This window comes from Pseudomonas sp. 14P5.3.2 (assembly GCF_057799175.1).
The window spans coordinates 172,843-192,416 of the sequence record NZ_JBYOKU010000002.1 but is presented as its reverse complement, the minus strand read 5'-3'; the positions used below and the strand labels follow the sequence as shown (position 1 = coordinate 192,416).

Annotated in this window: 15 protein-coding genes; 11 read left to right on the top strand and 4 right to left on the bottom strand. The window is 62.5% G+C overall.

The window, feature by feature from the left end; genetic code table 11:
• Window position 1: 1 nt before the first annotated feature.
• Window positions 2-970: a GDP-mannose 4,6-dehydratase gene (gene gmd, locus AC27VU_RS02555; RefSeq protein WP_003229754.1), complete on the bottom strand. Its 969-nt coding sequence runs from the start codon at window positions 968-970 to the stop codon at window positions 2-4.
• Window positions 967-1,881, bottom strand: a complete 915-nt coding sequence (locus AC27VU_RS02550; RefSeq protein ID WP_488723340.1) for a GDP-mannose 4,6-dehydratase — start codon at window positions 1,879-1,881, stop codon at window positions 967-969. Before AC27VU_RS02550 ends, gmd begins: the two co-directional genes overlap by 4 nt.
• 427 nt (window positions 1,882-2,308) lie before the next feature.
• Between AC27VU_RS02550 and AC27VU_RS02545 the strand changes: the two genes are divergently transcribed.
• From AC27VU_RS02545 to AC27VU_RS02520, 6 genes are read left to right on the top strand one after another with little or no spacing between them, the layout of a single operon-like run.
• Window positions 2,309-3,886, top strand: coding sequence for a glycosyltransferase (locus tag AC27VU_RS02545; RefSeq protein ID WP_488723339.1), 1,578 nt, complete (start codon window positions 2,309-2,311; stop codon window positions 3,884-3,886).
• The gene (locus tag AC27VU_RS02540) at window positions 3,880-5,184 is read left to right on the top strand and encodes a glycosyltransferase (RefSeq protein WP_488723338.1); all 1,305 of its coding nucleotides are present in this window, start codon (window positions 3,880-3,882) and stop codon (window positions 5,182-5,184) included. Before AC27VU_RS02545 ends, AC27VU_RS02540 begins: the two co-directional genes overlap by 7 nt.
• Window positions 5,181-6,335, top strand: a complete 1,155-nt coding sequence (locus AC27VU_RS02535; protein WP_488723337.1) for an acyltransferase family protein — start codon at window positions 5,181-5,183, stop codon at window positions 6,333-6,335. Before AC27VU_RS02540 ends, AC27VU_RS02535 begins: the two co-directional genes overlap by 4 nt.
• The gene (locus AC27VU_RS02530; RefSeq protein WP_488723336.1) at window positions 6,329-7,147 is read left to right on the top strand and encodes a class I SAM-dependent methyltransferase; all 819 of its coding nucleotides are present in this window, start codon (window positions 6,329-6,331) and stop codon (window positions 7,145-7,147) included. The genes AC27VU_RS02535 and AC27VU_RS02530 overlap by 7 nt, the downstream gene beginning before the upstream one ends.
• 47 nt (window positions 7,148-7,194) lie before the next feature.
• Window positions 7,195-8,388: a DUF3142 domain-containing protein gene (locus tag AC27VU_RS02525; protein WP_488723335.1), complete on the top strand. Its 1,194-nt coding sequence runs from the start codon at window positions 7,195-7,197 to the stop codon at window positions 8,386-8,388.
• Window positions 8,375-10,513 (top strand): hypothetical protein, encoded by a 2,139-nt coding sequence (locus AC27VU_RS02520; protein WP_488723334.1) that lies wholly within the window; start codon window positions 8,375-8,377, stop codon window positions 10,511-10,513. Before AC27VU_RS02525 ends, AC27VU_RS02520 begins: the two co-directional genes overlap by 14 nt.
• Here AC27VU_RS02520 and AC27VU_RS02515 read toward each other — a convergent pair.
• Window positions 10,510-11,139 carry a LysE family translocator gene (locus AC27VU_RS02515; protein WP_488723333.1) on the bottom strand — a complete coding sequence of 210 codons (630 nt, stop codon included), beginning with the start codon at window positions 11,137-11,139 and terminating at the stop codon, window positions 10,510-10,512. The two genes, AC27VU_RS02520 and AC27VU_RS02515, sit on opposite strands and share 4 nt — an antisense overlap.
• Window positions 11,140-11,283: 144 nt before the next feature.
• On the opposite strand from AC27VU_RS02515, the gene AC27VU_RS02510 reads away from it, so the two are divergent.
• The gene (locus AC27VU_RS02510; protein WP_045122687.1) at window positions 11,284-11,757 is read left to right on the top strand and encodes an Lrp/AsnC family transcriptional regulator; all 474 of its coding nucleotides are present in this window, start codon (window positions 11,284-11,286) and stop codon (window positions 11,755-11,757) included.
• A gap of 96 nt (window positions 11,758-11,853) precedes the next feature.
• On the opposite strand, the gene lpdA is transcribed toward AC27VU_RS02510, so the two are convergent.
• A complete protein-coding gene (gene lpdA / locus AC27VU_RS02505) occupies window positions 11,854-13,254 on the bottom strand; it encodes a dihydrolipoyl dehydrogenase (RefSeq protein ID WP_338800395.1) in 1,401 nt (466 codons plus the stop codon).
• Between the two features lie 210 nt (window positions 13,255-13,464).
• On the opposite strand from lpdA, the gene hflK (AC27VU_RS02500) reads away from it, so the two are divergent.
• From hflK (AC27VU_RS02500) to AC27VU_RS02485, 4 genes are read left to right on the top strand one after another with little or no spacing between them, the layout of a single operon-like run.
• Window positions 13,465-15,426: a protease modulator HflK gene (gene hflK, locus AC27VU_RS02500; RefSeq protein WP_488723370.1), complete on the top strand. Its 1,962-nt coding sequence runs from the start codon at window positions 13,465-13,467 to the stop codon at window positions 15,424-15,426.
• A complete protein-coding gene (gene hflC / locus AC27VU_RS02495) occupies window positions 15,423-16,466 on the top strand; it encodes a protease modulator HflC (RefSeq protein WP_103522512.1) in 1,044 nt (347 codons plus the stop codon). The genes hflK (AC27VU_RS02500) and hflC overlap by 4 nt, the downstream gene beginning before the upstream one ends.
• Entirely contained in the window at window positions 16,463-17,524 is a 1,062-nt protein-coding gene (gene hflK / locus AC27VU_RS02490) for a protease modulator HflK (RefSeq protein WP_103484020.1), read from the top strand. Before hflC ends, hflK (AC27VU_RS02490) begins: the two co-directional genes overlap by 4 nt.
• Entirely contained in the window at window positions 17,521-19,422 is a 1,902-nt protein-coding gene (locus AC27VU_RS02485) for a heavy metal translocating P-type ATPase (protein WP_488723332.1), read from the top strand. Before hflK (AC27VU_RS02490) ends, AC27VU_RS02485 begins: the two co-directional genes overlap by 4 nt.
• Window positions 19,423-19,574: the final 152 nt, after the last annotated feature.

Here is a 19,574-nt window from a genome sequence, read left to right as displayed (position 1 = left end):
CCTACTCCTTGGCGACGCGTTTCATGTCCGCATCCATCATCATGCGGATCAAGGTGTCCAGATCGGTTTTCGGCTTCCAGCCCAGTACGCGCTGAGCCTTGGCCGGGTTGCCGAGCAGCACTTCGACTTCGGCCGGGCGGAAGAACGCCGGGTCGATCTTCACGTAGTCGCGGTAGTTCAGACCGACGTGATCGAAGGCGATGCGGCACATTTCGCGCACGGTGGTGGTGACGCCGGTGGCGACCACGAAATCGTCAGGCTTGTCCTGTTGCAGCATCAGCCACATGGCTTCGACGTAGTCACCGGCAAAACCCCAGTCACGTTTGGCGTCGATGTTGCCCAGGGCCAGTTCCTGCTGCTTGCCCTGCTTGATGCGGGCCGCAGCGTCGGTGACCTTGCGGGTGACGAACTCGATGCCGCGCAGCGGTGATTCATGGTTGAAGAGGATGCCGCTGCTGGCGTGCAGGTCGAAGCTTTCGCGGTAGTTGACGGTGATCCAGTGGCCATAGAGCTTGGCCACGCCGTAGGGGCTGCGCGGGTAGAACGGGGTGTTCTCGTCCTGTTGCTCGGCCTGGATCAGGCCGAACATTTCGCTGGTGGAGGCCTGATAGAAACGTGTGTGCGGGCTGAACTGGCGGATCGCTTCGAGCAGGTGGGTCACGCCCAGGCCATCGACGATGCCGGTGGTCACCGGTTGATTCCAGGACGCGGCGACAAAGCTTTGCGCGGCAAGGTTGTAGACCTCGTCCGGGGCTGACTTGATGACTGCGCGCTGCACCGAGCAGGCGTCAGCCATGTCGCCATCGAGGTACTCGATGTCGGCTTCGACGCCCATCTCGCGCAGGCGCCAGCGCGAATCGCTGCTGCGCCGGGCAACCAGGCCGTGAACCTTGTAACCCTTGTCGAGCAACAGTCTGGCCAGATAGGCGCCGTCCTGACCGGTGATCCCTGTGATCAATGCACTTTTCATTCTTGTTGTACTCGCTGCTCCCAGTCGGACAGGATCGCCCGCAGGGATTGTTGTGTTGTGATTTCAGGCGTCCATCCTGTGGTTTGGGTCAGTCGTGCGTGACTGCCGCAAACGCGACGCTGATCGGCACGACGCATGCGTGCCGGATCCTGAACCAGTTGCACCTGGACCTGCGCCAGATCGCTCAGCTGTTCGATCAGACTGCGGATGCTCTGCTCGCGGCCCGAGCAGATGTTGTACACCTGCCCCGGCGTGCCTTTTTCCAGCAGTGCGAAATAAGCCGAGAGCACATCGCCGACATCGAGGAAGTCCCGCGTGACGTCAATGTCGCCGACCTCCATTTGCGGGGCTTGCAGGCCCTGTTTGATGCGGTTGATCTGGCGCGCAGCGCTGGCGATGACAAAGCTGTCTTTCTGCCCGCTGCCGATGTGGTTGAACGGCCGCGCCACCAGCACCGGCCAGCTTTCGCTCAAGCCCCATTGCAGGCTGAGAAATTCTGCCGACAGTTTGCTCACCGCGTAGGGATTGCGCGGGCAGGGCGGTTGTTGTTCGGTGATCGGCAGGGCGGACTCGGCGACCTGGCCGTAGACATCGCCGGAGCTGACGTACAGGAACGTGCCGGCAAAACCGCGAGCCTTGAGGGCCTGTAACAGATTGAGGGTGCCGAGCAGATTGATCTCGAGGGTGCGGGCCGGGTCGCGGAAGGCTTCGGGAACAAACGTCTGGCCGGCCAGATGAATCACCGCGTCGGGCAATTGCGGCCACAGGTCGACGAGAGTGTCCGGCACCGTGAGGTCGTAGGGCGATGCGCCAGGCAGCAGCTGCCATGTCGAATCAGGCGACGCCAGACGCGACTGGATATGTTGTCCCACGAATCCACCCAGCCCCGTGACGAACAGACGCTTTTTCAAACCGCGACCCCTTGGTCTTGAATCTTCGCCATTTCCCACAGCCTCTATGGGCGTGTCTGTCAGAACGCTGGTAAATACCGGTCGGACATCGGGCGAAGTCATTGTTGTAGTTGTTTGGTTGCCAATCTGTGCCAATTACGCAGCAATTTCAACAGGCCAAACCGTGACTGGTCAGTTCTCGTCAGAGTAGCCTGATTTATTCTCGCCGGGTGGTTCGCGAATCCCCGACGGATGTGTTTAGAATGCCCCTCGTCGCGTTCTCCCGGTGTTGTTCAGAGTGACTGCAATCCCGGCTGCAACCGACCACTAAAACAAGAACAAAGACGGGCCCGAAGACGCAGGACGAGTGCCGGCATGCCGACCACGATCCAGCGCTTGGCCGTCATGGATTGAAGCGGCCGGGATGGCGACTTCATCGTGGGATGCCATGAATTTCATTCTTTACTCGGACGTCAACGACAGCTCCATCAGCCAGAGTCTCGGGCGTCCCGAATACAGTTATTACTTCGTGCTCAAGGCCTATCGTCCGGTGCTGGAAAGCCTTGGGCGGGTGCATGTGGTGTCCTCCAGCGCCGACGTCGATCCGCTGTACCGCCAATTGCGCGCGGCCGGCGAAGACAGCCTGTTTCTCTCCTTCACCCCGCCGCAGAAAACCCCGACCGACCTTGAATGCCCGACCGTCTGCGTGGTGGCCTGGGAGTTCGACTCTATCCCCGATGAGCAATGGGACAATGACCCGCGCCAGGACTGGACGCAGATGCTCGCACGTCAGGGCCGGGTCATCACGTTGTCGAGCCATACTGCGCGGGCGATCCGCCGGGCCATGGGGGATGACTTCCCGGTGCTGGTACTGCCGACGCCACTGTGGGAAAACTTCGCTGCCATCCGCGCACGTCACGTCAGTGAGCCGGTCAATCCCGGCACAACGCTGGCGATCAAGGGCTGCGTGTTCGATAGCCGCACGCTGGGCTTGTCTGCCGATGCGCTGATTCCGATACCGCCGACTGCCGAGGAAGAGGCAGCGCTGGCTGCGGAAATCGAGGCTGCGCGTCCGCCACCGCTGACCCTCAAGCGGCGCTTTGTGATTGCCCGCCACTACCTGCGTCTGTGGGTTCTGGATTCAGGTCGCGAGCAAGTACCGGCGGTGCCACGCGTGAAGTTTTTGCATCACTGGTACTGGGAAGGTGTGCGCGATCTGCTGTCAGACAAGGCGCATGCCTGGCTCGAACAGCGTTTGCCGAACATCGCCGGCGCCCCCGTCGTGCCGGTCATCGAACCTGCGCCTCTGGATTTGCCGGACACCTCGTCGGTTGTCGAAACCCGTGTCGATGGCGTGGTCTACGTCAGCGTGTTCAACCCCAGGGACGGCCGCAAGAACTGGCACCACATCGTCACCGCGTTCTGCTGGGCCTTTCGCGACAAGCCCGACGCTACGCTGGTGCTCAAGATTACCCATAACGATCTGACGTCCTACTACAGCGAATTGATGACCCTGCTTGCGCAGTTGTCGCCGTTCGCCTGCCGGGTGCTGGTGCTGCACGGTTACCTCGACGACGGGCAATATGCGCGGCTTTACGAAGCCGCCAGTTTTTACGTCAACGCCTCGCGCTGTGAAGGCCTGTGCCTGCCGTTGATGGAGTTCATGTCCAGCGGTAAGCCGGTGATCGCGCCGGATCACACTGCGATGGAAGACTATATCGACGATTCGGTGGCGTTCGTGGTCGAGTCCAGAGAGGAACTGACCATCTGGCCGCAGGACAGCCGCCTTATTTATCGCACGCTGCGCCACCGGCCGGACTGGGGTTCACTGAAAAACGCCTACGAAAGCAGTTATCGGATGGCCAAGGCTCAGCCGCAGGATTATCGGCGCATGTCCACGGCCGCGGTCGAGCGCATGCACCAATACTGCGCTTTCGCGCCCGTGCAGCAACGTATGGCGGACTTCTTCGGGCTGGTTGCGCACGCTCCGCAGGCTGTGTCAGTGACGGATAACGCCTCATGCTGATCATCATTTATTCGGAAACCAACCAGCACACCATTGCACAGAATCTGGGGCGCTCGGAGTACAGCTATTACTTCGTGCTCAAGGAATACCGCCCGGTACTCGAGCGGCTCGGGCGGGTGGTGGAAGTGCTCGATCCGCAGACCGAAGTCGACGCGCTCTATCGGGAGTGCGCCGCCCGGGGCGAGCCGTGCGTGTTCCTGTCGTTCTCGCCGCCGCATCGCACGCCGTTGAACCTGGCGTGCCCGACGCTGCCGGTGTTCGCCTGGGAATTCAGCACCATCCCCAACGAGCCGTTTGCTGGTGAGCCGCGTAACGATTGGCGCACCGTGCTGCGCGCCTGCGGTGCGGCGATCACTCATTCCAGCTACACGGTCAATGCCGTGCGCGAGGCGATGGGGGCCGATTACCCGATTGTCGCGGTGCCGGCGCCGGTGTGGGATCGCTTTGCCGCACGCGGTGCGCAGTTGCCACGTGAGCCGCAGGCGGGCCCGCTGCGCCTGAAGATCAAGGGCCTGGTGGCCGACAGTCGCCAGCTCGACCTGAACGCGTTCGCTCCGCTGCAGCTGCGCAGCGGCGTCGGCATTGATTTTGCGGCCCCGGTGACCGAGCAGGAGTTGCTGCTCGACGGCGTGGTCTACACCTCGGTGTTCAACCCCGGCGACGGGCGCAAGAACTGGCAAGACATGCTCAGCGCATTTTGCGTGACGTTCCGCGACAACGATGACGCGACGCTGGTGCTCAAGCTCACCCACCATGATGCCGAACTGGCGATGAGCGACATCCTCCATCACCTGTACAAGAACCAGTCCTATCGCTGCCGCATCGTGCTGATCTATGGCTATCTGGCGGATGCCGATTACGAACGACTGGTGCAGGCGACCCGCTACGTGGTCAACACCTCTTACGGCGAGGGCCAGTGCCTGCCGCTGATGGAGTTCATGTCCTGCGGCAAACCGGCGGTCGCCCCGCGCACCACGGCGATGATCGATTACCTGAGCGCCGACAATGCGTTCCTGATCGACTCCACCGATGAACTCACTGCCTGGCCGCACGACCCGCGCAGTGCTTTCCGCACCTTGCGCTACGTGACCAACTGGGCGTCGTTGTGCGTGGCCTATCGCGCCAGCTACGAGGTGGCCAGACACGATCCGCAACGGTATGCGCAGATGGCAGCGCAGGCGATTAACAGCCTGCAGGGTTTCTGCAGTCAGTCAGTGGCCGAGCAGCGTTTGCAAATGTTTCTGACGCAGTTGTTCGACCGCCTGCCTGCCGCCCATGTAGAGATTTCCGGCGCATGAGCAGCAAACGGATCATGGACATCGAAGTGCTGCGGGCAATCGCGGTGCTTGGTGTGCTGTTTCATCATTTGCAGGGCAGCCTGTTCACCGATCCGGTGCCTCTGCTGGGAAACATTCACGCCTGGGCGCAGTCGTGGTGGGGCGTCGATCTGTTTTTCGCGATCTCCGGATTCGTTATCGCCCGCAGCCTGATCCCGGCGCTGCGAGCTTGTACGACCCGGCAGGAATACTGGGCGCAGACGCGTAACTTCTGGTTGCGACGGGTATTTCGTCTGTTGCCGTCGGCGTGGTTGTGGCTGGCGTTGATACTGCTGGCCTGCGTGTTTCTCAACCGTTCCGGGGCGTTCGGCACCCTGCACGCCAACTTGCAAGCGACGCTGGCGGGAGTGTTGCAGTACGCGAACTTCCGCTTTGCCGACAGTTTCTTTAACTACGAATACGGCAGCAGTTTCGTCTACTGGAGCCTGGCGCTGGAGGAGCAGTTCTACCTGTTGTTCCCGCTGCTGATTCTGGTGTGCCGCAAACACCTGGTCTGGGTATTGCTGGCGCTGGTGGCAGTGCAATTGTTCACCCTGCGCACGCCAATGCTGATGGTGGTGCGTACCGATGCGCTGGCCCTCGGCGTGTTGCTGGCGATGTGGAGCGTGCAGCCGGGTTATCAGCGCTGGCAGCCGACGTTCCTGCAGCGGCCATGGGCCGGCGTATCGACGCTGATTTTGCTGGCACTGATGCTGAGCTACATGGCCACCGACCGCTTCACCTTTTCCTCTTACCGCATCGGCTCGATTGCCGTGCTCAGCGCGCTGCTGGTGTGGATCGCCTCGTACAACCGCGATTACCTGCTGCCGGCCGGTGCTCTGCAACGGTTGATGGCGTGGATCGGCAGTCGGTCCTACGGCATCTACCTGATCCATATTCCGGCCTATCTGCTGGTCCGCGAGCTGATCTTCCGCTTGCAGAGCGCCGGTCTGCCGAACCCGGCCGGGCACCCTGCACTGACCATCCTGCTGGCGTTCGGCCTGATCGTGCTGCTCAGTGAACTCAATTACCGCTTTATCGAAATGCCGATGCGCAATCGCGGCGCTGCGCTGGTGCGTCGCCTCGATACTTCGCGAACCGCCGTCCCATCCTCTGGAGCCACCTCATGCTGAGCCTTTTGAAGAAACTCAGGGCAGCGTCGCCTGCGCCGGTCCCCGCGCCGTCTGCTGCGGACAAAGTCGACCCGTACATGCTCGGCCTTTACGACGCGAAGCTCAGCGGCTGGTTCAACCAGGAGACCGACGAGCTGTTCACCGGGTTCCGGGTGAGTGCTGACGACATCCTGCTTGATGTGGGGTGCGGGGACGGCGGCAACGTGTACTTTTGCGGCATGCGTGGGGCGAAGATCATCATTGCCGACATCGACGGTGCCAAGGTTGAGGCTACTCGCCAGCGCCTGAGCGATACGCCGGCGCGTGAAATCGAATGCCATGTCACCGACTGCAACCCGCTACCGATCGCCGACGCCACCGCCACTCGGGTGGTGTCCACCGAAGTGATTGAACACGTCGACGATCCGGCGCAATTTCTCGCCGAGCTGGTGCGCGTCGGCAAGCCGGGCGCGTTGTACCTGCTGAGTGTGCCGCACCCCAGTTCCGAAGACCTGCAGAAGGACATTGCCTCGCCGGAGTATTTCCAGAAGCCCAATCACATTCGCGTCATCAGTGAAGAACAGTTCAAGGCAATGGTCAGCGGTGCCGGGCTGGAGATTATCAGCCATAGCCAGTACGGCTTTTACTGGTCGATGTGGATGCTGCTGTTCTGGGAGGCCAAGGTCGATTTCAGTAACCCGGATCACCCGTTGCTCGAGCATTGGGCCAACACCTGGCAAACCGTGCTCGACTCGCCACGCGGCGCGCAGATCAAGCAGGCGCTGGATGCGGTAGTGGCGAAAAGTCAGGTGATCATTGCCCGCAAGCCTTGAGCGGTTTGTGTAACCTTGCAGCCTGATGTCTCAGGGATCTGCAAGGTATGCGCGTTATCGTCGGCTTGTCGGCCATGCTGGCTGTGTTGTTGCTCTGCGCCTGTGAACGACAGGATGCAGCGCCGCTCGATCAGCAGCTCTACGTCTGGCAGCGGCAGTGGACACCGGCTCATGTGCTTGCACTGAAAGACAGTCGCGGCGACTTTTCGACGCTGCGGGTGCTGGCGTTGCAGGCCTTTCCGAATGCCGGATGGAGCCGCGCGCGCATCGATCCGGCGTTGCTCAAACAGGATGCTCGGCCGTTGATTGCGGTGATCCGGCTTGACGGCCAGCTCAAGGCGCTCGACGAACAACAAGTCACGGCACAGATCCTTCAGGTGCTGGCGGACTGGCAAGGGCAGGGGCTGACCCTGAGCGGCATCGAGATCGATCACGACGCCGGGAATGCGCGTCTGCCGGCCTATACCGAATTCCTTCTCCATCTGCGCGGCGCATTGCCGGCCAGCCTGCCGCTGAGCATCACCGCGTTGCCGGCCTGGCTCGACAGTCCGCAACTGCCGGCGCTGCTGGCAGCTGTCGACAGCAGTGTGCTGCAGGTGCATGCGGTCAGCGATCCGCGTCGCGGTCTGTTCGACCCCGAGCAGGCGCGGCGCTGGGCCGAGGCTTGGGGGCGGGTAACCGACAAACCGTTTTATCTGGCACTGCCGGCCTACGGGGTGGCGCTGTTGCCCGATGCTGACGGCGCCCCGGTGGTGGAAAGTGAAGTGCCACTTGAGCACGGCGGACAACGGCGCGAATTGCTCGCCGATCCGCAGCAATTGAGCCGACTGGCCAAGGAGTTGCGGGAGGATCGCCCGGCGCATCTGGCCGGTCTGATCTGGTTTCGCCTGCCGCTGGTCAACGATCGTCGCGCCTGGAGCCTGAGCACGCTGCGTGCCGTCGCCCGTGGCGAAGCATTGAGCAGTCAACTGAGCCTGACGCTCAGCGAGAGTAATGGCCTCTATGACATCGCCCTCAACAACCGCGGTAACCTCGACAACGCCTGGCCCGCACGCATCAGCGTGAAGGCGCGCGATTGCGAAGGCGCCGACGCGCTCGCCGGTTATGCGTTGCAACAAGGCCCGGATCTGCTTACCTTCACCCGCCAGCGCGACGGTCGTCTGCCGGCGGGCGGGCAACGCGCCATCGGTTGGGCGCGCTGTGCATTTATTGATCAAGGAGGTTCGCATGTTGACCCGTAACTGGCCCCGCCATCTGCTCTGCCTGAGCCTCAGCCTGCCGCTGGGTTCGGCGCTGGCCTGCGGCCCGGACTTCCCGATGCGCCTGCTCGACAATCGCGGGCAGACCCTGGCCGAGCTGCCGGAGGGCAACTTCAACTTTGAGCTCAGCCGCCTGGGCAAAGCCATCCCCGGGCTGAAGAACGTCACCGCGGCGACCTACAACCCCAACGATTTTTACGCTGAACCGACCGAGCCTGCCAATCAGCGTGACAAGGCCGAGCAGGCCGGTCTCACAGCCGAACAGCAAGCGCTGGTCAAACAGCTGCGCAGCCTGACGGATGCGCATCAGGTCGATGTGCAGGGCGCCAGCCTGCCGGCGGAGATTCGCCTGTACCTGGCCGGTGCCGTGGCGTTCGGCGCGGGCGACTATCAACTGGCGGTCGAGTATTTCCGCCAGTTGCTGGCGTTGCCAGCCGAGCAACGGCCGTTGCGCAGCACTTGGGCGGCTTACTCGCTGGGCCGTGCGTGGGTGGCCAGAAGTACCGAGGCCAACAACGCCATCGATGCACTGGAACAGGCGCGGGATGCCTTCCGCCAGGCTCGGCAGTTGAGCATCGACGGTTTCAGTGACCCGTTGGAACTGGGCGTCGCCAGCCTCGGCGAAGAGGCGCGGGTACTGCGCACCTCGGGCGATTGGGCCGGCGCCATCGAATTGTACGAAGCGCAGAACCTGCACGGTTCGGCGGTGGGCAATACCTCGCTCAAGCTGCTGATGAATGATCTGGCGCAGTTGCCCGAGGAGCAAGTGGCGAAGTTGCTCGAACACCCTTCGGTGCAGCAACTGGTCACCGCCTCGTTGATCAGTCGTCAGGGCTGGTCATTCGGCGATGAGCCGCCAAACCAGAAGAAACTGGTCAAGCTCCTGCAGAACAGCACCCGCGGCAGCTTCGACAACGCCGACCGGCTGGCGGCGGTCAATTATCAACAGGGCGATTACACCAACGCCAAGGCCTTTCTCGAACACGCCGATGACGGCGGCCTTGCGTGGTGGTTGCGGGCCAAACTGGCGGTGCGTGACGGCGATAAAAATGCCGCGGCTGCCGCCTATTCCAAAGCCGCGCAGGCCTTTCCGCAGACCGAGGATTGGGGCTATCGGCGCACGCAGGACTGGGACTTTGAAACCGTTCAGCCCAAATGCCGGGTCGAAGGCGAGAGCGCGATCCTGGCGCTGCAACGCGGTGAATACCTGCAAGCCTTTGTTCAGTTGTACCGCAGCAACAACATCTATTGGTTCGACGCCGCGACAGTGGCCGAGCGGGTGCTGACGGTCAATGAACTGAAACGCTACGTCGATGACAACGTGCCGGCGCCACCGCCGCTGACCCAGCAGGAGCGCGACAACTATGTGCAGTTGCCAGTTGCCGCCAGCCTGCGCAATCTGCTGGGCCGACGTCTGTTGCGTGAGGGGCGGTATGAAGAAGCGGTCGGCTACTTCGACAATCCCGACCTGCAAAACAAAGCGAAGCTCTACGGCCAGCAGCGTCTGAAAGCCGACAGCGCCTGGTGGCCGACCAAACGCGCCAGTGCGTTGTACAACGCTGCCTGGACGGCTCGCGAGTGGGGTATGGATATTCTCGGTTACGAGATGGCACCGGATTACGCCACGTTCGGCGGCAACTACAGCCTGGAAAACGCCGCGCTGAAAGTCGGGCCGCTGGTCGCTGAAGACGAAGTCAAACGTCAGCAAGCCAGCGAAGCCAAGCCGGACGAGCGTTATCACTACCGCTTCGTTGCCACCGCGCTGGCCAGTCGTGCCGCCGACAACCTGCCGCACACCAGTCAGGCGTTTGCTGCTGTGTTGTGCAACGCCGCCGGTTGGAACAGCAGCCTGCAGGAACAGAGCGATCTCTATGAACGCTATGTGAAGGAAGGTGCTTACGTGCCGTGGGCGGTGGATTTCGGTCATCAGTGCCCGTACCCGGACTTTGAAAACGCCGACAAGCGCTACGTCACCCAGGTCACCGATGCCGCGCGTTCGGCACTGCGCCCTTACAAATGGCCGGTGCAGATCGGTGGGGCGGTGCTGGTGGTCGGCGTTGCGTTGTTCCTGATCACTCGTCGGCAACGCCGGGCGCGCAAAGACTAGGCCTGTTGCACGAACGTCAGGCGCAGGGCGAAGCCGATCAACAGGCTGCCGAACAGCCACTGCTGCAAGCGTTGGGCCGAGGGACTGCGTTGCAGCCAGCGGCCCAATGCGGCGCCGATCAGCGCGTAAGTCGAGTCAAACAGCAGCCCGGCAGCCACCAGCAACATGCCGAGGATGGCGAACTGCGTCAGCACCGGGGCACCGTCGGCGACGATAAATTGCGGAAGCAGCACCGAGCAGAACAGCAGCGCCTTGGGGTTGAGCAGATTGGTCAGCAAGCCACGGCGGATCGCTTCACGCCATTGTCCGTGGACGTCGGTCGCACCGGCGGCATTCAGGTCCGGCAGCAAGGTGCTGCGCAGGCATTGAATGCCGATCCACAGCAGATAGGCCGCCCCGGCCAGACGCACCACGTCAAACGTCCACGGCGCGGCTTTGAACAGCGCCGCCAGTCCCAACGCCGCCAATGCGACATGACATCCCCGAGCAATCGCCAGGCCCACCGCGGTGGCCAGCGCGGCGCCGCGGCCCTGCCGGGCGCCGGTTTGCAACAGCAAGATCATGTCCGGCCCAGGCAACAGATACACCACCGCCAGCGCCAGAAAAAACATCCACATACCCGCCATGCTGCCGCCCTTTCGTTGTCGATTCGGTCGGCTCAGTCTATGGCCGAAGGGTGGGGCAGGTGCTTGCGTAGTCGGCTTCAAAATGGGCCAGTATTGGCATAACCTGCTTTCTTTTTTCGATCTGACCATCAGGATCTGCCAAACATGAAACTCGACGCCTTCGACCGCAAGATTCTCGCCGCCCTGCAACGGGACGGACGCCTGAGCAACGTCGAGCTGGCGGACGAGATCGGCCTGTCGGCGTCACCGTGCCTGCGCCGGGTGCGGATGCTGGAGGAGGCCGGGGTGATTCGCGGCTACCAGGCCAACCTCGATCGCGATGAAGTGGGACTGGGGCTGACGGTATTTGTCGGGGTCAAGGTCGAGCGCCACAACGATGAACAGGCCGAAGCCTTTTATGCGGCGGTGACGGCGTTGCCGGAGGTGATCTCGGCGTTTCTGGTGTCGGGGGAGTCGGATTTTCTGTTGCAGGTGGTGGTGCCGGACTTGCGCGCGTATGACCGGTTTCTCAGCGGCTGCCTGCTGAAGCTGCCGGGGGTGAGTGACATTCGCAGCAACTTTGCGATTCACACGGTGAAAACCCCGGGGGCGTTGCCGTTGGGGCATCTTCCGCTGTAGAGCGGGTTGCTCCTTTCGCGAGCAGGCTCGCTCCCACATTGGAATGCGATCGAATGTGGGAGCGAGCCTGCTCGCGAAGAGATTGCCGGTCGACGGTTACATCTGTGTCGCCATTCCTTCCACATTCATCGCCGCCTGACGCAGCGCCTCGGAGCGGGTCGGGTGCGGATGGCAGGTCAGCGCGATGTCTTCGGCCGAGGCACTGAATTCCATGGCTACGCAGTACTCACCGATCATTTCGCTGACGCTCGGGCCGACCAGGTGCACGCCGAGGATTTCGTCCGTGCGTTCGTCGGCAAGGACCTTGGCGAAGCCTTCGGTCTCGTGGTTGATCTTCGCCCGGCTGTTGGCGGTGAACGGGAACTTGCCGACCTTGTAGGCGCGTCCTTCGGCCTTGAGCTGTTCTTCGGTCTTGCCGACGCTGGCCAGCTCCGGGCGGGTATAGATGACGTTGGGAATCAGGTCGTAGTTGACCTCGCCGGCCTTGCCAACGATTTGTTCCACGCAGGCCATTGCTTCGTCTTCGGCCTTGTGCGCGAGCATCGGGCCGGATGTCACGTCGCCGATCACCCACACGCCGGAGGCTTCGGTGCGGTGCTGGCGGTTGGCGAGCATGCCGCGCTTGTCGGTGCTCAGGCCGACGTTCTCCAGGCCCAGACCTTTGGTGTACGGGCGTCGGCCGATGGCGACCAGCACGTAGTCGGCTTCCAGTAACTCGGCGCTGCCACCCGCTGCAGGTTCGACGCTGAGCTGTACGCCGCTGGCCGAAGTCGTGGCGCTGGTGACCTTCGAACTCAACTTGAAGCTGATGCCTTGCTTGCTCAGCGAGCGCTGCAGGGTTTTGCCGGCCTCGCCATCGACGCCGGGGCAGATGCGGTCGAGGTATTCGACCACGGTCACCTGGGCGCCGAGACGGCGCCAGACCGAGCCCAGCTCCAGGCCGATCACCCCGGCGCCAATCACCACCAGATGCTTGGGTACTTCGCTCAGCGACAGCGCGCCGGTGGAGTCGAGGATGCGCTGATTGTCGATCTCGACGCCGGGCAGGGGCGTGGGTTCGGAGCCGGTGGCGATGATGATGTCCTTGGCGCTCAGCTCGGTCTTGTTGCCTTGATCGTCGCTCACCGTGACTTTGCCCGGGCCATCGATGTGGCCCCAGCCCTTGATCCAGTCGACCTTGTTTTTGCGAAACAGAAACTCGATGCCTTTGGTCAGGCCGCTCACGCTCTCGTCTTTCTGTTTCATCATTTGCGCGAGGTTGAGCGTGGGTTTGACCTCGATCCCGAGGTTGGCGAATTCCGCACCCATGGCCGCGTCGTACAGTTCCGAAGCATGCAGCAAGGCCTTGGATGGCATGCAACCGACGTTCAGGCAGGTGCCGCCGAGGGTGGCGCGGCCTTCCACGCAAGCCGCCTTCAGGCCCAACTGGCCGGCGCGGATCGCCGCGTTATAACCACCCGGGCCGCCGCCCAGAATCACCACGTCATAGTTGCTCATGCTGTTACTCCTGGTTGGGAATGCGGATCGCTAAAAGTAGTAGTCGAATAAAATTACGAACGTAATATGTGCATTTCCGGACATTTCGGTCAAGGCTTCAGGCAAGCGACAGGTTGGACATCTTTAGATAAGTGCATTTGTGTACGAATATTTCACGCTTTTCGTTATATCGTAACGAATGGGCGAATGAACCAATGGCTTTGGGGTGATATGCAAGTCGATCTGGATGTCGATGGCACGCAAGTGACCGGGTTGCCGCGCTTTCAACAAGCGGCCACGCAGGGGCGGCGATTGCGTCGTCTGGCCATCGGTCTCGGCGCGTTGGCCGGGGCAGGGTGGGTGCTGGCGCTGTTTGTCGAGCTGTTTGCCGCGCAATCGATATGGCCGGCGTTGCTGATGAATCTGGGCGCGGCGTTGCTGGTGCTGGTCGCTGGCCTGCAGTCGGCGTGGTGGGTGACGCAATGGCGTGCGCGGGTCATGCACCCGGTGGCGCAGGAACCGCTGAACGAGGTCGAGCAAACGGCCCCTGATGGCTGGTACGAACGGCTGCTGGAGCGTTTGGGTCAGCGCGGCCTGCACCTGCTCGGTCAGATCGGCGCGGCCGCGTTGTGGCTGGGTGGCTGGTCAGTGCTGATAGTGCTCAGCATCGAACAGGTGTGGAATCTCGCGTTGCCGGCCGCGACCGTCGGTTTATCGGCCACGGTGGGCGCAGCGCTGATGTTGCTGTTGGGTTTCGGCTTGCTGGTGCTGGAGCGGCAACTGGCTCAGGAAACCCCGGCGCAATGGCCGGAAGCCGGAAACCTCGCACAATTGGCGAGGGTGGCGATCATCAGTCTGGTGCTGGGCGCGTTGTGCCTGCTGTTCGCCAGCGAGGCTTCGGTGTGGCCCGTGCGCCTTGCGGTATTGATTGGAATCTTGCCGGGACTGGTCGCGATCGAGTTGCTATTGCGCGCAGTCCTGTCGGTGTTCAGCCCCCGTCGCGAGCAGCTCGAACCGACCCTGCTGGCACGCAGTTTTGTCGCTGACATGCTGCGCTGGCCTCCGCAGCCGCTGCTGGCCTTGCAGCACGAATTGCACAATCGTTTCGGCATCGATCTGCGCCAGATCTGGGCGTTCAGCTATATGCGCCGCGCCTTTCTGCCGGTGCTGGCACTGGTCGCTGCTGTCGGCTGGATGCTGACCGGGATCCACGAAATCCCGCTGCAAGGGCGCGGTATCTACGAGCGTTTCGGCAAACCGCTGCAAGTGTTCGGCCCCGGATTGCACGCTGGGTTGCCGTGGCCGTTGGGCCGTGTATTGAGCGTCGAGAACGGCGTGGTGCACGAGTTGGCAACCAGCGTCGGCGATGCGCCTGCGCCGACCCAGGCCGAGCCAGCCGAAGGCCAGGCGCCGATGACCGCCAACCGTTTGTGGGATGCCAGCCACGTCAACGACAAATCCCAGGTGATCGCCAGCAGCCGTGGCGATCAGCAGAGCTTTCAGATCGTCAACATGGACGTGCGCTTCGTCTATCGCATCGGCCTGCGGGATCAGGATGCCTTGGCGGCTACCTACAACAATGCCGATGTACCGACGCTGATCCGCAGCACCGCGAGCCGGATTCTGGTTCACGATTTTGCCTCGCGCACCCTCGACGGTTTGCTCGGTGCCGACCGGGTAGGGCTGGGCGAGGAAATCGGCCGCGCGGTGCAAAATGATCTGCAGCAACTCAACAGCGGCGTGGAAATTCTCGCCACGGTGGTCGAAGCGATTCACCCGCCAGCCGGTGCTGCCAATGCTTACCACAGCGTGCAAGCGGCGCAGATCGGCGCGCAGGCGTTGATCTCCCGTGAGCGCGGTGCGGCGGCCGAAGCCAGTAATCAGGCGCAATTGCAGGCCAGTCTCGCCCGCGATCAGGCCAGTGCCAGCGCCCGTGAAATCAACGCCACAGCGCAGGCGGCGGATCTGAAGTTCAGCGCTGAACAGAAAGCCTACGCCAGCGCCGGCCAGGCATTCGTGCTGGAACAATATCTGAGTCAACTCAGCCTCGGCCTGAGCAAGGCCAAACTGCTGGTACTCGACCACCGTTTAGGCGGCAGCAGCAATGCGCCGACCATCGACCTGCGTACGTTCACGCTGCCGGCTGATCCGACGCCCGCGCGCACCCCCGCTCAACCAGGAGTTGCCCCTTGAGCCAGTCGCACACTCACGATTCCCATGACCACAGCGGCCACGATCACGGTCATGCCGGCCACCATCATCATGGGCATCATCACCATCACCACGGTGCGCCGGAAGAGGCGGGGCCATTCCCGTGGCGGCGGATGGGCTGGGCGCTGTTGCTGGTGGCGTTTGCCATCGCTGCGGCAAGCCTGGTGCAGGTGCGCTCGGGCGAGGCGACCGTTATCACCCGTTTCGGCAATCCGTCGCGAGTGTTGCTTGATCCCGGTTTGAGCTGGCGCTGGCCCGCACCGTTCGAAGCGGCGATCCCGGTGGACCTGCGCCTGCGTACCACCTCCAGTGGTTTGCAGGATGTCGGCACCCGCGATGGTTTGCGCATCATCATTCAGGCCTACGTGGCGTGGCAGGTGCAAGGCGACCCGGACAATGTGCAGCGTTTCATGCGCGCGGTGCAGAACCAGCCGGACGAAGCGGCACGGCAGATTCGCACCTTTGTCGGTTCGGCGTTGGAGACCACCGCCAGCAGTTTCGACCTGGCGGATCTGGTGAACACCGATGCCAGCAAAGTGCGTATTGCCGATTTCGAAGCGCAACTGCGTCAGCAAATCGACCAACAGTTGCTCGCGACTTACGGTGTGCGCGTGGTGCAGGTGGGCATCGAACGCCTGACCTTGCCTTCGGTGACCCTCACGGCCACGGTTGATCGGATGCGCGCCGAGCGTGAAACAATCGCCACTGAGCGCACCGCCATCGGCAAGCGTGAAGCCGCGCAGATTCGTTCTGCTGCCGAGCGCGATGCGCGAATTGTGCAGGCCGATGCCACGGTGAAAGCGGCAGAAATCGAAGCGCAGTCGCGAGTCGAAGCCGCGCAAATCTATGGCCGTGCCTACGCTGGCTCGCCGCAGCTGTACAACCTGCTGCGCTCGCTCGATACCTTGGGCACCATCGTGACGCCGGACACCAAACTGATCCTGCGCACCGATGCCGCGCCATTCCGTGTGCTGGTGGACGGTCCGCCGAATGTTGAAAACAAATCCGGATCGCAGCCATGAGCGATGAAGTTCCACGTGGAACACATTCGTTGAGCAGTCCGTGGATTCAGGCCGGACGCCTGGCGTTTTTCGCCTTGTACGCAGTGACCGTATTGGCGGCGTTGGCGTGGGCGTTTTCCAATGTGCGGCAGATTGATCCGCAGAATCGCGCAGTGGTTCTGCACTTTGGCGCACTGCAGCGCATCCAGAATGCCGGCCTGTTGTTGGCCTGGCCGCAGCCGTTCGAGCAAGTGGTTTTGCTGCCAGCGGCGGATCGGGTGATTGAGCGCCGAGTGGAGAATCTGCTGCGCAGCAGTGAGGCGATCAAGGCTGATCGCGTTGCGACTTTCGCCACACCCTTGAGTGATGCGCTGGCCGGTTCCGGCTATTTGCTGACCGGCGACGCCGGCGTGGTGCAACTGGATGTGCGGGTGTTTTACAAAGTCACCGATCCCTATGACTTCGTGCTGCAGGGTGATCATGTGCTGCCGGCACTGGATCGGCTGGTCACGCGCAGCGCTGTGGCCCTGACCGCCGCACGGGATCTGGATACGATTCTGGTCGCTCGACCGGAATTGATCGGTGCCGACAATCAGGCCGCTGAACGCCGCGAACGCTTGCGCGGTGATCTGGTGCAAGGCATCAACAAGCGTCTGGCTGAATTGAAGGCGAGCGGGCAGGGCATCGGCATCGAAGTGGCGCGAGTAGATGTTCAATCGAGTCTGCCTGACCCGGCCGTCAGCGCGTTCAATGCCGTTTTGACCGCCAGCCAACAAGCCGACAAAGCCGTCGCCAATGCACGCACCGAGGCGGAAAAGCTCACCCAGACCGCCAACGAGCAAGCTGACCGCACCCTGCAAGTGGCCCATGCACAGGCCGGTGAGCGGCTGGCGAAGGCGTCGGCCGACACCGCCACGGTGCTGAGCCTGGCCAAGGCGCAGCAGCAGGGCACCGACCCGCAGATGCTGCTGCGGCTGTACCGCGAACGTATGCCGAAGATTCTCGGGCAGGCCGGGTCAGTGACCACGGTCGATCCGAAAGACGATTCCCGCCTGATCATTCAGGGAGCCAGTAAATGACCGCGACCACAGCCGCACCGAGCTTGTTGTCCTCGGCCGAACAACGCCGCGCTGCACGGCAATTGACCCTGGCGATGCTCGCCCTTGGCTTGCTCGGCCTCGGTCTGATCTGGCGTTGGCTGGTGCCGGAGCAAACCGGTGTCAGTCAGTTGCTGCTCGGTTTCGCCTCCTTATTAGTGGCGGTGCCGGTGATGCGCTCGGCGTGGTACAGCCTGCGTTATCCAAGCCTGCACGGCATCACCGATCAACTGATTGCCCTGGCGATGCTCGGTGCGTGGGCGACCGGCGATCTGCTGACGGCGGCGTTGCTGCCAATCATCATGATCTTCGGCCATGTGCTGGAAGAGCGCAGCGTGATCGGCTCGCAGGAAGCGATTCATGCTCTCGGCCAATTGACCCGCAGCCACGCGCGCAAGATTCAGGCGGACGGCTCGATCATCGAAGTCGATAACGGCACGCTCAAACCCGGCGACACGGTCGAGGTGCGTGCAGGAGATCGGGTGCCGGCGGATGGCCGGGTGCTGTTCGGTCAGGCCAGCCTCGACACGGCGTCGATCACCGGCGAATCGGTTCCGGTGGAAACGGCGGTGGGCATGACGGTGTTTGGCGGGGCGATCAACCTCGACGGCTTGCTGCGCATTGAGGTGACACGTACCGGCGATCAATCGACGCTGGGCAAAGTCATCGCGCTGATGCAGAACGCCGAACGCTCGAAGCCACCGATCACCCGCCTGCTTGAACGTTATGCCGGCAGTTACATGGTGCTGGTGTTGCTGTTGGCGGCGGTGACCTGGTTTGTCACTAATGACGCGCAAGCGATGCTCGCGGTGCTGGTGGCGGCCTGTCCCTGTGCCTTGGTGCTGTCGGCACCGGCCACGGCGATTGCCGGAGTGGCGGTGGCGGCGCGCCACGGCATTCTGATCCGCAGTTCGGCGTTTCTCGAAGAACTGGCGGACCTCACCTCATTGGTGGTCGACAAGACCGGCACCCTGACTTACGGCACCTTGCGCTTGCAGTCGATCAACAGCCCGCGCCTGGAGCAGTCCGCGGTCATGGCGTTGGCGGCCAGTCTTGGCGCGGCCAGCAGTCATCCGGTCAGCCGGGCACTGGCGGGGCTGGTCAGTCAGGAGCAGAGCCTGCCGCTGACGGACATTCACGAGCGTCAGGGCCTCGGGGTCGTGGCCATGACCGCGCAAGGCGAGGCGGCGCTGGGGCGTCCCGAACTGTTCGCGCAACTGGGCATCGTCACGACGTCCGTTCCCGAGCACGATGGGCCGATCGCCGGGTTGGCGCTGAATGGCGAGTTTGTTGCTTGGTTGTTGTTGGCCGATAGCGTCAAGCCGGAAGCCCGCTTTGCCCTCAATGAATTGCGTGAACTGGGTCTGGGTCGCCAACTGCTGCTGACCGGCGATCGCCAGAGTGTCGCCCAGACACTGGCCCGCGAAGTCGGCCTGCAAGAGGTGGAAGCCCAGGCGCTGCCCGAGGACAAACTCAACCGCGTGCTCAAGGAAATCGACAACGGTTTCCGGCCGATGGTGGTGGGTGACGGCATCAATGATTCGCTGGCGCTCAAGGCCGGTGTGGTCGGTGTAGCGATGGGCGCCGGCGGTGCCGATATCGCGCTGGCCTCGGCGGATATCGTATTGATCGGCAGCGACCTGCGCCGCCTCGGCACCTGTGTGCGGCTCAGTCGTCAGTGTCGGCGCACCTTGCAGGTCAATGTGATCATCGGTCTGGGCTGGACCCTGGCGATCGTGGTGTTTGCGGCATTCGGCTGGCTCGGCGCGGCGGGGGCAATGATTGCCGCGCTGCTGCACAACCTCAGTACGCTGCTGGTGTTGGGCAATGCCGGGCGTTTGCTGCGGTTTCAGGAGCCGCTGCTCAAACTCAAGGATTGATCACTGAAGCGGGTTTCATCGAACTGTGCGCCGGATAGACAGTCATCTATGGAAGAGGGCGCACACTTCTTTGCCGTTATCTGGGCTGAAACAGTGAGTGCATGACGGCATGTTGGAGCGTCTGGAACGATAGCGTCGGCTAATTAAATCGA

Bases quoted from the DNA above. Each gene is read 5' to 3' on its own strand.
- gmd (WP_003229754.1), bottom strand. From the start codon at position 970: ATGAAAAGTGCATTGATCACAGGGATCACCGGTCAGGACGGCGCCTAT.
- AC27VU_RS02545 (WP_488723339.1), top strand. From the start codon at position 2,309: ATGAATTTCATTCTTTACTCGGACGTCAACGACAGCTCCATCAGCCAG.
- AC27VU_RS02540 (WP_488723338.1), top strand. From the start codon at position 3,880: ATGCTGATCATCATTTATTCGGAAACCAACCAGCACACCATTGCACAG.
- AC27VU_RS02535 (WP_488723337.1), top strand. From the start codon at position 5,181: ATGAGCAGCAAACGGATCATGGACATCGAAGTGCTGCGGGCAATCGCG.
- AC27VU_RS02530 (WP_488723336.1), top strand. From the start codon at position 6,329: ATGCTGAGCCTTTTGAAGAAACTCAGGGCAGCGTCGCCTGCGCCGGTC.
- AC27VU_RS02525 (WP_488723335.1), top strand. From the start codon at position 7,195: ATGCGCGTTATCGTCGGCTTGTCGGCCATGCTGGCTGTGTTGTTGCTC.
- AC27VU_RS02520 (WP_488723334.1), top strand. From the start codon at position 8,375: ATGTTGACCCGTAACTGGCCCCGCCATCTGCTCTGCCTGAGCCTCAGC.
- AC27VU_RS02515 (WP_488723333.1), bottom strand. From the start codon at position 11,139: ATGGCGGGTATGTGGATGTTTTTTCTGGCGCTGGCGGTGGTGTATCTG.
- AC27VU_RS02510 (WP_045122687.1), top strand. From the start codon at position 11,284: ATGAAACTCGACGCCTTCGACCGCAAGATTCTCGCCGCCCTGCAACGG.
- lpdA (WP_338800395.1), bottom strand. From the start codon at position 13,254: ATGAGCAACTATGACGTGGTGATTCTGGGCGGCGGCCCGGGTGGTTAT.
- hflK (WP_488723370.1), top strand. From the start codon at position 13,465: ATGCAAGTCGATCTGGATGTCGATGGCACGCAAGTGACCGGGTTGCCG.
- hflK (WP_103484020.1), top strand. From the start codon at position 16,463: ATGAGCGATGAAGTTCCACGTGGAACACATTCGTTGAGCAGTCCGTGG.
- AC27VU_RS02485 (WP_488723332.1), top strand. From the start codon at position 17,521: ATGACCGCGACCACAGCCGCACCGAGCTTGTTGTCCTCGGCCGAACAA.